Here is a 12930-nt window from a genome sequence, read left to right as displayed (position 1 = left end):
TTACCCTTTTTCGTCCGCTTCTGGTACAGAATATGGTTCTTCATTTGGAGATTCGTTAACCGAAACCACCATAGGAGACTTGTGGTTAGTTAGCTTAGCCACTAGACCACCCACACGCTGACGCATTTCACGACGGTCAACGATCATGTCAATCGCACCATGCTCAAGAAGGAACTCACTACGTTGGAAGCCTTCAGGAAGATCTTCACGTACTGTCTGTTCGATTACACGACGACCTGCAAAGCCGATAAGTGCTTTAGGTTCACCAATATTGATGTCACCTAGCATCGCCAAACTCGCTGATACACCACCCATTGTTGGGTCAGTCAGTACAGAGATGAATGGCAGGCCTTTGTCAGAAAGACGCTCAAGTGCCGCACTGGTTTTCGCCATTTGCATTAGAGACATTAGAGCCTCTTGCATACGCGCACCACCACTTGCTGAGAAACAAACAAGCGCGCAGTTGTTTTCAATTGCTGCTTCTACCGCTTTAACAAAGCGTGCACCAACAACTGAACCCATTGAACCACCCATGAAAGAGAATTCAAACGCACACGCCACTAGTGGCATGCCCAGCAATTCACCTTGCATTACGATCAGTGCATCTTTCTCGCCACTGCTCTTTTGCGCTGCAGAGATACGCTCTTTGTAACGTTTAGAATCTTTAAACTTCAGTTTATCTTGTGGCTCAAGTTCAGTGCCAAGCTCTACGCGTTCACCTTCATCTAGGAATGTTTCTAGACGACGACGCGCTTTCATGCGCATGTGGTGATTACACTTAGGACAAACTTCTAGGTTACGCTCAAGCTCAGCATGGTATAAAACCTGCTCACAAGAAGTACATTTCGTCCACACGCCTTCAGGGATAGAAGCTTTACGTGAACTTACTAGGTTGCTTTTCTCTAAAATCTTTTCAAGCCAACTCATGGAAGACCTTTTCTCTCAACTCTTCCGCTTCATTGCGAAAGATATAAATTCGGAATATTGCGGATGGATTAAAACATATCTTGCCGCGACTGTAGATAAAAAACTGGTTGTACCTATTTTTGATATCATTAATAACGCACAGTTTCTGTACGTATCCAGTCTAAAGTACCGATATTTTGAAACAAAATCGCAAATTTAGTTCAAATTATCGGGCAAAAATAACGGACCGATCGGCACACGTGGTAATCCGAACTCTTCTGGGTAGTCCACATCCACCAAATATAGGCCCTCAGCTTTGGCCGTTGCGCCTGCTAATTTGCGATCTTTCGCTTCTAAAAGTGACTTGATCCACTCTGGCTTTTCTTCGCCTCGACCCACTTTAATGAGACTACCGGTAATGTTGCGCACCATATGGTGTACAAAAGCGTTCGCTTTAATATCAATCACGATGTAATCACCATGACGAGTCACGTTCAAGTGCATCATGTTTCTGCATGGGCTTAATGATTGGCAATGTGCCGCACGGAATGAACTAAAGTCATTCTCACCCAGTAGATACTGCCCTGCTTCATGCATCTTCTTCTCATCGAGTTCACCATGGTAGTGGCTCACACCAGAGTTCAAAATACCTGGGCGCAGTGCGTGGTTGAAAATAATGTAGCGGTAACGACGTGCGGTTGCTGAGAATCGAGCATGGAAATCATCGTTCACTTCCACTGCCCAGCGGACAGCGATATCACTTGGCATGTTCGCGTTTGCGCCCATGGTCCAAGCCACCATTTTACGACTCACGTTGGTGTCAAAGTGAACAACCTGACCAGTGCCATGTACGCCAGCATCGGTACGACCCGCACACTGTACTTCGACAGGATGGTTCGCGACCACGGACAATGCTTTTTCTAGCTCTTCTTGGACACTTTTCACGTCTCTTTGGCGTTGCCAACCAAAGTAGTTTGTACCGTTGTATTCGATACCTAATGCGATTCTCATTTTAACCTTCGAACTCTAAAATGGGGCGGGAAGTATATACGTAACTCCTTCCAGATACAAAAAAGGGCAGCGTTTGCTACCCCTTTTTACTTATCGACCGTTAATCGTATCGATGAGACTCTTAGCCTCTCGGCGAATATCATCTTCCCCGTAGACGATAGCTTCCTCTAATAGTTTAATCGCACCTTGAGGATCGTTCATTTCAAGGTAGATTTTTGCTAGGTCGAGCTTACCTGCGGCTTCTGCATTGGTATCTACGTCGACATCACCAATATCGCCAATCACATCCGGGAACTCATTCAAACCCACGTCAAGTTTGAGCTCTTGCTCTTCAAACTCACCACCGTCTTTGTCTACCTGAGCCATCAACTCATCAATGGTCATGAATTGATTTTTCTTCGGATCAAAATCGGTTAGGTCGTCTTGCTCACCCCAGTTTTCTTGCGCGATCTCTGGCTGTGCCAGTGCTTCTGATGAACTCCATACTTCACGCTGGTCTTCTGGAACCTCTGCCGTTGACGAGGTGTTTTCTGGCGACAGCTTAAAGCCATCCCAATCGTCACCAACATCCAGCATGGTTTCAAAGTCCATACCTGCACTCGCAATGGTGTCGCTGTCTAACTTGCCATCAAATACTTCAGACTCAGCATTTTCAGACAACAAGTTCGCCATCGCAGACTCTTCAAAGTCATTTAATTCCGACTCTAGGTCATTGCTCGGCTCAGGCTCTAAATCGGCACTGAAAGCTTCTGGTTGCGCGAAGACTTCAAACAGAGCGTCATGGTCATTCTCTGCTTGTTGTACAGCTTGAGAGACTTCTGAGTGCTCTTTAACAACCTCAGATTCAACAGTGTCAGAGTCAGAACTTGCTACCTCTTCTGTCACTGATGCCAAAGCGTCTTCTTCATTGAACTCTGGTAGTTCGAAGTCGTCGAAGTTGAACTCGTCTTCTGCTTCCGCAACTGGCGCTTCAGGCTCAGTAATTTCAGATTCCGCAAGCGCTGGCTCTTCAGCCATCGAAGCTAATGCGTCTTCTTCGTTGAACTCTGGAAGCTCTAACTCATCGAAGTTGAACTCTTCTTCTGCTTGCGCAACTGGCGTTTGAGGCTCACTGATTTCAGATTCCGCAAGCGTAGGCTCTTCGACCATTGAGGCTAATGCGTCTTCTTCGTTGAACTCAGGAAGCTCCAACTCATCAAAGTTGAACTCTTCTTCTGCTTGCGCAACTGATGCTTCAGGCTCAGCGGTTTCAGACTCCTCAAGCGTAGGCTCTTCAGCCATAGATGCCAGTGCGTCTTCTTCGTTGAACTCTGGTAGCTCTAACTCATCGAAGTTGAACTCTTCTTCTGCTTCCGCAACTGATGCTTCAGGCTCAACGGTTTCAGATTCAGCTAGCGCAGGCTCATCGGCCATCGAAGCTAATGCGTCTTCTTCGTTAAACTCTGGAAGCTCCAACTCATCGAAGTTGAACTCTTCTTCTGCTTCCGCAACTGATGCTTCAGGCTCAACGGTTTCAGATTCAGCTAGCGCAGGCTCATCGACCATCGAAGCTAATGCGTCTTCTTCGTTAAACTCAGGAAGTTCCAACTCATCGAAGTTGAACTCCTCTTCGTCAACATCAGCATCAGTTGAGCTTGCCGCCACCGGCTCTTGTTCAACTTTGCTCTCAGATTCGATCTCATCAACCAGCCAATCCTCTTCTTGAGGAATTCCAAATTCGTTTTCAACCGTATTTGGTGTTGGCGTGAACGCTGGAGCCGGTTCTGCATCCGGTTCTACGATCGTTTCTTCTTGTGGCGCTAATGCTTCAGGCAGCTCAGATGAATGCTCTTCAAGCGTATTCTCGGCAACTTCGCTGTCTTGAGTTGGCGCTTCAAATTGCTGCTCTTCAGTGTCCGTTTCTGATGCTTCTTCACCGATCAAAGCATCCAGTTCTGCGGCAAAGTCTGAACGCTCTTGTTCACTTGGTAACAGAGCTTCATTGTTACTTTCGAATAGCTCATCCAGTTCCGTCATTAACGGATCATGCTCAGGCGACGCGTCTTCTAGATCACCAAGGAAATCGTTGCTATCAAAGTCGGCAATAGATTCGGCTGCTTCTGAGTCAAGTTCGTCGTTTGATGCTTGTTCTAACGATTGTGTTTCAGCCTCTGGCTGATTTTCACTCAATAACGCATCGATATCCAAACCAGAGTCTAAACCCAGCGCAGCCTTTTCATCTTCTAGATCAACAACAGGCTCAGCATCCATCACTGGTTGAGATTGAGGCAGTACTTCCTCTACTGCTGGCTCTAAATCATCAAAACCTAGCGAAGCGAGAAGATCGTCATCGCTCTGTTTAGCCGCTGTTTGCTCTGTCTCGTCATCTTCACGAATCAATTCATCAAATGGGGCGATTTCACTGCTTGTTTCGTTCTGCTCTTCTTCAACGCTCTCGTCGCTGAGCAGCTCGTCCAACAGGTCAACACTGTTTTCATCAATGTCTTCTAGAGTATCGTCACCATCAAATCCCGACAGCTTTTCTAGCTCATCAAGCGGGTCAAAGTCATCGTCGGATGAGTCCTCATCATCAAAGCCAATCAACTCATCGAGTAAATCGGTACTGTCTTCGTCGATCGCAGGCTCTTCGCTCAAGCCCGCGATATCCTCTAGCTCTTCAAGAGGGTCAAGCTCGTTAAGTGACTCGCCATCGTCTTCACCGATCAATTCATCAAGTAACGCCGATGCGTCCTCTTCATTTGAGTCGTTTTCTGTTAGTCCAGAAAGTGCTTCAAGTTCATCAAACACATCCTCATCTGATTCGCCTGATGTTGGCTGCTCGTATTGTGCTAGCAGTTTATCGATGTCATCGTCTGTCGCTTCACCTGCTGAGAACGCACTCTCAGACACCGCTGACTTGTCATCTTCAACATCTAAGTTGAGATCATCACCATCAAGATCGGCGAATAGGTCATCCAGCATAGCTTGGTCGACGGCATCATTTTGTAGCGCTTCTGCTGGCTCATCTGCGGCAAGCAATTCTGCGAAAGCATCATCAGACAATGCATCCGAACCGTCTTCGTCAGAAAGATCGAAGCCTGCATCATCATCGTCATCATCCAACACTTCCAGCTCTGGCGTGACTTCATCAAGCGCACGTTCCATCTCTTCAAGACCAAGGGCTTTTTCTTCACCGTTGACTTTGATGCCGTTGCTAGAAGAATCGAATTCATCGAAACCGACGTCTAGTTCACCATCATCGCCGATACCAGCAAATGGATCTTCGCCATCATCCCCCTCTAGGTTGAAGTCGAGGTCATCGTCATCTAAGTTACCGAAAACGTCTTCTTCTTCAGGTTGCTGCTCTTCTTGCCCAAATAGGCTTTCTGTTTCGTCGTCATCGCCAAACAGATCGTCATCAAGGCTTAGTTCTTCATCTAGCTCATCCGCAGCAGCTAGACCAATAGGCGCCGCAAGAGGATCAACGTTTTGCTGTTCTTGCGTAGCCGCTTCTTCCTCTTTCGCTTTAGAACGACGACCAAGTAGCATGACAACGAGTATAGCGATTAGCGCACCTGGGATTAATGCAGCAAGACCGACAAGCCAACCATTCGATAGGATTTTATCCATCGTACTTGGCTGCATACGTTGTTGTTCAGCAACACGCTGACGCTCCTCAGCCAGCAGTTTTTCTACTTCTGAGCGAATGCGTTCTTCGTCATTCAACGACGTTTTTAGCGTTTCAACTTCGCTTTGTACCTCAGAAAGCATCAAACGCAGACGATGGTTCTTCTCTTCCAGTGACTCTAACTCACTGTGCGAACCTTGCAGCTTGTCTTTTAGCGCGCTGATCTGCTTCTCACCCTCAGGTGATGTGGTCACCGCTGGAACCGGTGTTGTTGGCTCAACCACTTTAATCGGTTGCGGTTTTGGTAATTCTGGCTTAACCGTTTCTGGTTTTGGTTCAGGTTTTGCAACTTCAGTAACAGGCTTTGGTTGCTCAACTTTTGGTTTTACTGGTTGCTTTGGCTTCGGTTGAGTTAAGCGAGCTTCGTGCGCTTTCATGATCGCGACGGCTTGCTCTGTCGTCGCACTTTGAACCTGATCAAGAGAAGGCACGCGAAGACGACTACCAGGGATCAATTCATGGATATTTTGGTTATCAAACGCTTGAGGGTTGATACGGTAAATGGCGAGTAGCGTTTGTTGTACAGAAACATTCCGAGATGGTCGCAATTCAGAAGCAATCGACCAGAGAGTCTCGTTTTGACCAGTCGGACCGAAGAAACGCGACGGTTGATCATTTTTAGGTGGAGCGGGTAACGCTCGTTCGATCTCCTCAGCATAGCTTGGAGACGCTTGCACTTCACCAGAGGGTCCAACAAGACGAATACCTTCGGCTTGAACCGCTGACGATGTCTGAGTCGCGCTCATCAGCACAAGGGCTGCTAACAAACGCTTATAATTTTGACGCATAGAAGGCTCAGTTAGGTGCTAGTAACAATTTGAAATGGTGATCGGTTAAATATATCGGATAAAGCACGCAAAACTATAGCGTTGAGGGCAAAAAATGTGTGGCTCTCACCATATTCGTACTAATCTCACACAATTTTACGCCGTTCGAACAAAAAAGCCCCGCATAGTGCGAGGCTTAAAGGTTCTTAGCGATGTCGACTTAGTAGTAGTCGCGGATCAGAACTTCTGCGATTTGAACCGCGTTAGTTGCTGCGCCTTTACGTACGTTATCTGCAACAACCCACAGGTTTACGCCGCTGTGATGGCTGATATCGTTACGAATACGACCTACCATTACGTGGTCTTTACCGCCCGCATCGCGAACTTGTGTTGGGAAGTCTTCACCGTGGAATACTTCGATACCGTCAGTTTGCTCAAGTAGGTTAACCACTTCTTGTGCATCGATCGGTGAACGCGTTTCAATGTGAAGCGCTTCTGCATGACCGTAGAACACTGGTACACGAACACACGTTGGGTTTACTGTGATCGATGAATCGTTGAAGATTTTTTGCGTCTCCCACACCATTTTCATTTCTTCTTTGGTGTAGCCGTTTTCCATCATCTGGTCGATTTGCGGAATACAGTTAAACGCGATCTGCTGAGAGAATTGCTTCTTGTCAGCTGGTAGACCGTTTAGCAGTTTTGCTGTTTGACCGGCAAGCTCATCAATGCCTGACTTACCCGCACCAGAAACCGATTGGTACGTTGACACGTTAATACGCTCAATACCCACTGCATCGTGAATAGGCTTTAGTGCCACCAGCATTTGAATGGTTGAACAGTTCGGGTTCGCAATGATGTTACGGTTACGGAACTCTGCAATCGCTTCTGGGTTTACTTCAGGCACAACAAGAGGAATATCGTACTCGTAACGGAAGTGTGATGTGTTGTCGATAACAATCACGCCTTCGTCTGCTGCGATCGGAGCCCATTTCGCTGACAGTTCACCACCAGCAGAGAATAGAGCGATGTGCGCTTGTGACCAATCAAACTCTTCCACGTTTTGTACGCGAATTGTTTTACCATTGAAACGGTAAGTCTTGCCTTCACTGCGTTCACTTGCCAACAGGAAGATTTCGCCTACTGGGAATTTGCGCTCTTGAAGCACTTCCAAAATTGTTTCACCGACCGCACCGGTCGCACCTAATACGGCAACATTGTATTGCTGGCTCATTGACTTACCTCAACCTGAAAACCTAGTTCTGCTAATGGTGCAAGATTGCATGTTTCGTTACCCACTAGCGTGACAGCGCTGTACTCGCGGCGATCCCAGTAGTTTTTACGCATCAGGTCAAAAGAGCCTGGCTTACTGATTTCGCGGCGGAAAAGAGCGTCATCTTTACGCACATCATAGATTAACTGCGTGATGTTGTGCAGCGTTGCTTCATCCCATGCTCTGTCCAATACCATAGTCGGGACAGGCGCGGTCGGCAGTAAATCGCTGGCATGCGCACGTAATTCGTTATTTAAGAACTCACAGTAGCTGTTGAAAATCATCGTCGTACCGCGAGCTTTCCCTTCCAGACCATAGCCTGCAACGTGAGGGGTTGCGAATGCTAGCAGAGGCAGAAGCTCCATATCAACCTCTGGTTCAAATTCAAATACGTCGAGTGCCGCTGTAAAGCCGTCGTTTTTCAGCAAACGCTGCTTCAGCGCTTGGTTGTCCACAACTGGACCGCGCGCCGCATTAATAAGAATTTGATCGCTACGAAGACCATTTAACACCTTCTCATCAATCAAATGATGGGTTGGGTGTGGGCCATCTTTAGTGATAGGTGTGTGCAGCGTGACGATGTCAGAACGTTCGATGAGCTCTGCTAGCGGAGTGAAACTGCGATAATCGCCCTCTTCTTGTTTGAATGGGTCATTGATGAGCACCTTGATGCCCATGCCTTTCAAACATTTTTCAAGGTAACTACCCACTTGGCCCGCACCGATGATACCAACGGTTTTATCGAAAACTGAGAAGCCTTGTTGTTGCGCTAGCACCATCATGACGCTGAACGCATACTCAGCAACGCCAACTTTGTTACAACCTGGCGCAGCGGTGAAGAAAATACCTTTCTCTTGCATCAACGTTTGGTCGACATGATCCATGCCCGCCGTCGCCGTACCCACGAACTTGAGCTTGTTTGCTTTGCTGATCAGCTCTGCGTTTACTTTAGTAACCGAGCGAATCATTAGCGCATCAACATCGACTAAATCATCGGCGGTGAGTGTACGACCGGGTTTTAGAATCACTTCACCGAGTTGGCTGAATAGCTCTTCAGCGTACGGCATATTTTCATCAACAATAATTTTCATAGCGCCAGCGTTTAACATCCATTTGTATGAGTTCGTTTATTCGCAAGATGCGAAGCTAAAGCGATTGTGCCCTTTTCTTGAAAAATCTCAACAACTATACCCAAGTGACTTTCAAAAGCAGGTTTCAGAAAAGAAAAAGCCCGGCTAAATTAGCCGGGCAAAGTTCCAGAACAAAAGGATCCTATCCCGCTCTCCTTGGGATAGAGTCTGCGTCTGTTCGACCAGTTTGACTGATCAAGCTCTGGAAACTGGTTTGTTGGTCCGTTTACGCCGCTTGGGAAATCACAGTGATATTCCGACCAACAAATTCAGTTAGCTTTGGGTCGCTTACGCTTGGTACTTTTTGATTACCAATGTCGCGTTTGTACCACCAAAACCAAAGCTGTTTGACATAACTGTCGTAAGCTCAGCGTCACGAGCTTCCGTTACAATGTCTAGACCTTGTGCTGCTTCATCCAAGTTAGAGATGTTCACACTTGGCGCAATGAAGTTGTTGTCTAGCATTAGCGTTGAGTAAATCGCTTCGTGAACGCCAGCTGCACCTAGTGCGTGACCTGTCATTGCTTTTGTAGCAGAAATCGCAGGGCTGTTGTCGCCGAATAGCTCTTGGATAGCGCCTAGCTCTTTCACGTCACCTACTGGAGTAGAAGTGCCGTGTGTGTTGATGTAGTCGATAGCGTCAACATCTTGCATTGCCATCTTCATACAACGAACTGCGCCTTCACCTGATGGTGCTACCATGTCGTAGCCATCAGAAGTCGCGCCGTAACCTACGATTTCGCCGTAGATTTTCGCGCCACGAGCTAGAGCGTGCTCTAGTTCTTCGATAACCAGCATGCCGCCGCCACCAGAGATTACGAAACCGTCACGATCTGCATCGTAAGTACGAGATGCTTTTTCTGGCGTTTCGTTGTACTTAGTAGATAGTGCGCCCATTGCATCAAACATCATAGTTTGAGACCAATCTAGCTCTTCACCACCACCTGCAAATACGATGTCTTGTTTACCAAGTTGGATAAGCTCCATCGCGTGACCGATACAGTGTGCAGACGTTGCACAAGCTGAGCTCATTGAGTAGTTCACACCACGAATCTTAAATGGTGTTGCAAGACACGCAGATACTGTTGAAGACATAGTACGTGGCACCATGTAAGGACCTACGCGTTTTACGCCTTTCGCACGCATCGTGTCAGTTGCTACTGTTTGGTTTAATGCAGAAGCACCACCAGAACCAGCAACGATACCTGTACGATCGTTTGAAACTTGTTCTTCAGATAGACCAGCGTCTTCAATTGCCTGCTGCATTGATAGGTATGCATAAGCAGCCGCATCACCCATAAAGCGCATCTGCTTACGGTCAATAAATTCTGCAGGGTTGATTTTCAGATCACCCCATACCTGCGAACGCAGACCGTTTTCTTTAAACTGCTCAGACGCAGTGATGCCAGATTTGCCCGCTTTAAGAGACGCTAGAACTTCTTCGACGTTGTTACCGATACTTGAAACAATACCCATACCGGTGATTACGACTCGTTTCATTATGACATTCCTATAATTCAAAAATCCGCTAGATAATAACCAAGATAGTCAACAAAAGTGGTCAGCTTTCCCAGAAATTCGTACAATCGCCGAATTCTAACCGCGCCAAATCACATATTTGCACCATTATGACTTCGATTAAAAACGCAGAACTTGGTTGGAACGAAGCTGGTACACCGGTTTCTGACCAATTTGATGATGTTTATTTCTCCAACGTAAACGGTCTCGAAGAGACGCGTTACGTGTTCCTCAAACAAAATCATCTACCAGAAAGATGGCAGGAATTTGACCAAAGACGTTTTGTTATTGGTGAAACCGGATTTGGCACAGGGTTGAACTTCTTAGCCGTGTGGCAATGGTTTACCGAATTTCGTCGCGAATATCCAGAGGCAACGCTAAAAGAATTGCATTTCGTTAGTTTTGAGAAGTACCCACTTAGCAAAGCTGATTTAGAAAAAGCACATCAATCTTGGCCAGAATTGGCAGAGTTTGCCGAAAAGCTGCAACAGCACTACCCAGCTGCTGTGCCTGAGTGTCATCGCATTGTTTTAGAAGACGGCGCTATCACGCTCGATCTATGGTTTGGCGATATCAAAGACTGCATGCCGCTTGTTCCTTATGCTGAGCAAGGCTTGATTGATGCTTGGTTCTTAGACGGGTTTGCTCCAAGCAAAAACCCTGAGATGTGGAATCAAAACCTATTCAACGGCATGGCAAAATTGGCGAAGCAGGATTGTACAGTCGCAACCTTCACAGCCGCGGGCTTTGTGCGTCGCGGCTTAAACGAAGCGGGCTTTGCCATGAAGAAAGTCAAAGGCTTCGGCACCAAGCGTGAAATGATCGCAGGTTCGATGGAACAACGTGAAGCGCATTCAAACCACCTACCTTGGTTCAACCGCACAGCATCGACCAATCATGATTCCATAGCGATTATTGGTGGCGGCATCGCTAGCGCGGCTTTGGCTAAAACGCTGGTTCGCCGCGGTCAAAATGTCACGCTTTACTGCAAAGACGCTCAACCCGCAGAAGGCGCATCAGGCAACCGCCAAGGTGCTGTGTACCCATTACTAAATGGTCCACACAAAGGCGTTTCTCGTGTATTCGCTCCGGGCTTTTTGTTTGCCCGTCAGTTTGTTGACCAAGCAGCGCAAGATATCCAATTTGATCACGATTGGTGTGGCATTACTCAGCTGATGTGGGATGACAAGTCTGCAGACAAGTTAGAGAAAATGCTTGCTGGCAATTTCACGCCAGAGTTGATTCACAAGCTATCCGCTGAAGAAACAGCTGAGAAGATTGGCTTGCCGATAGATATGGCATCGGTCCACTACCCTCTTGGCGGTTGGCTATGCCCTGCTGAACTCACTCGTGGCTTGATTGCTCAACTGGAAAAAACAGAACTTTTTGAAGCGAAGTTCGAGCACCAAGTCGAGTCACTAGATTGGGATGAAGCGCACCAGCTTTGGACATTGAAAGCGAACGGTCAAAGCTTTGAGCACTCAACCGTGGTGGTCGCTAACGGCAGTGAATTCCAAACTATCAGCCAAACTGCCGATCTACCAATGGGGCAGGTAAAAGGCCAAGTTAGCCATGCACCCGCAACTGAAACGCTGTCTAAGCTGAAAACAGTATTGTGTTACGACGGTTACATGACACCTGTTAACCCGAATAATCAGCACTTGTGCATCGGGGCAAGCTACGACCGCAGCCACCTAGACTACGAGTTTGATGAAGAAGCACAAAAAGACAACGCCGAGAAGTTGGTAAAGTGTTTACCGAACCAAGCTTGGACAAAAGAAGTGGATACCTCTGGTAACCTGTCACGCCAAGGCATTCGCTGTGTTAGCCGTGACCACCTGCCGTTTGTCGGTAACGTAGGCGACTTTGAAACCATCAAAACGCAATATGCGGATCTGCAGAATCAACAAGAACAAGACGTTGAAGCGATTCACCAGTTCCCTAACCTATTCTGTTTCTTAGGTTTAGGTTCTCGTGGTTTGAGTTCTGCGCCTCTAATGGCCGAAGTGTTGGCATCACAAATCTGCGGCGACCCGTTACCACTGCCTGTTGATGTGCTGACTGAGCTGCACCCAAGCCGTATGTGGGTTAGAAAACTGCGTAAAGGTAAGGCGATTACTGAGTTGTAACGCGGTTCTATTACTCTTTCCATCCTACCATTGGCGCAAATAACCCCTCCTAGCCTCCCCTTAAAAAGGGGAGGAACAAGTTCTTAGCCCCACATTCGTCCTCCCTCTTTCTAAGGGGGAGTTAGAGGGGGTAGTTCCGAAAACAAACAACCACTCCTTGACTCATCTTAAAAAGTGGAAAAGCAAGTTATGAACTCCGAATAGTCCTCCCCCTTTCTAAGGGGGAGTTAGAGGGGGTAGCTCTGAGAACAAACAACCACTCCTTGACTCATCTTAAAAAAGTGAGGAGCAAGTTATGACCCCCGCATTAGTCCTCCCCCTTTCCATGGGGGAGTTAGAGGGGGTAGTTCCGAAAACAAACAACCACTCCTTGACTCATCTTAAAAAAGTGAGGAGCAAGTTATGAACCCTGCATTAGTCCTCCCCCTTTCCATGGGGGAGTTAGAGGGGGTAGTTCCGAAAACAAACAACCACTCCTTGACTCATCTTGAAAAGTGGAAAAGCAAGTTATGTAGTGGTCAAGTAAAAC

The 12930-nt window shown here is 47.2% G+C and carries 7 protein-coding genes; 1 reads left to right on the top strand and 6 read right to left on the bottom strand.

Going from position 1 to position 12930, the window contains the following annotated elements:
• The 6 genes from accD to fabB all read right to left on the bottom strand — a co-directional run bounded on the left by accD (nt 1) and on the right by fabB (nt 10254).
• Nucleotides 1-927 carry an acetyl-CoA carboxylase, carboxyltransferase subunit beta gene (gene accD, locus KIO97_RS18160; protein WP_005439795.1) on the bottom strand — a complete coding sequence of 309 codons (927 nt, stop codon included), beginning with the start codon at nt 925-927 and terminating at the stop codon, nt 1-3.
• A gap of 195 nt (nt 928-1122) precedes the next feature.
• Nucleotides 1123-1917, bottom strand: a complete 795-nt coding sequence (truA, locus tag KIO97_RS18155; protein WP_005536822.1) for a tRNA pseudouridine(38-40) synthase TruA — start codon at nt 1915-1917, stop codon at nt 1123-1125.
• Between the two features lie 90 nt (nt 1918-2007).
• Nucleotides 2008-6372 carry a FimV/HubP family polar landmark protein gene (locus KIO97_RS18150; RefSeq protein WP_285383593.1) on the bottom strand — a complete coding sequence of 1455 codons (4365 nt, stop codon included), beginning with the start codon at nt 6370-6372 and terminating at the stop codon, nt 2008-2010.
• Nucleotides 6373-6571: 199 nt separating this feature from the next.
• Nucleotides 6572-7585 carry an aspartate-semialdehyde dehydrogenase gene (locus KIO97_RS18145; RefSeq protein ID WP_103412811.1) on the bottom strand — a complete coding sequence of 338 codons (1014 nt, stop codon included), beginning with the start codon at nt 7583-7585 and terminating at the stop codon, nt 6572-6574.
• Nucleotides 7582-8715, bottom strand: coding sequence for a 4-phosphoerythronate dehydrogenase (locus KIO97_RS18140; RefSeq protein ID WP_285383592.1), 1134 nt, complete (start codon nt 8713-8715; stop codon nt 7582-7584). The genes KIO97_RS18145 and KIO97_RS18140 overlap by 4 nt, the downstream gene beginning before the upstream one ends.
• A gap of 327 nt (nt 8716-9042) precedes the next feature.
• Nucleotides 9043-10254: a beta-ketoacyl-ACP synthase I gene (fabB, locus tag KIO97_RS18135; protein WP_005433116.1), complete on the bottom strand. Its 1212-nt coding sequence runs from the start codon at nt 10252-10254 to the stop codon at nt 9043-9045.
• A 128-nt stretch (nt 10255-10382) separates the two neighbouring features.
• Here fabB and mnmC point away from each other — a divergent pair, with 128 nt between their 5' ends.
• Nucleotides 10383-12401 carry a bifunctional tRNA (5-methylaminomethyl-2-thiouridine)(34)-methyltransferase MnmD/FAD-dependent 5-carboxymethylaminomethyl-2-thiouridine(34) oxidoreductase MnmC gene (gene mnmC / locus KIO97_RS18130; RefSeq protein WP_285383591.1) on the top strand — a complete coding sequence of 673 codons (2019 nt, stop codon included), beginning with the start codon at nt 10383-10385 and terminating at the stop codon, nt 12399-12401.
• The last annotated feature ends 529 nt before the right edge of the window (nt 12402-12930 follow it).

The organism is Vibrio sp. B181a, assembly GCF_030248375.1.
GTDB classification, from domain to species: Bacteria; Pseudomonadota; Gammaproteobacteria; order Enterobacterales; family Vibrionaceae; genus Vibrio; species Vibrio campbellii.
Note: the sequence above shows the minus strand (reverse complement) of the source record. Positions and strands in the feature narration are given on the sequence as shown.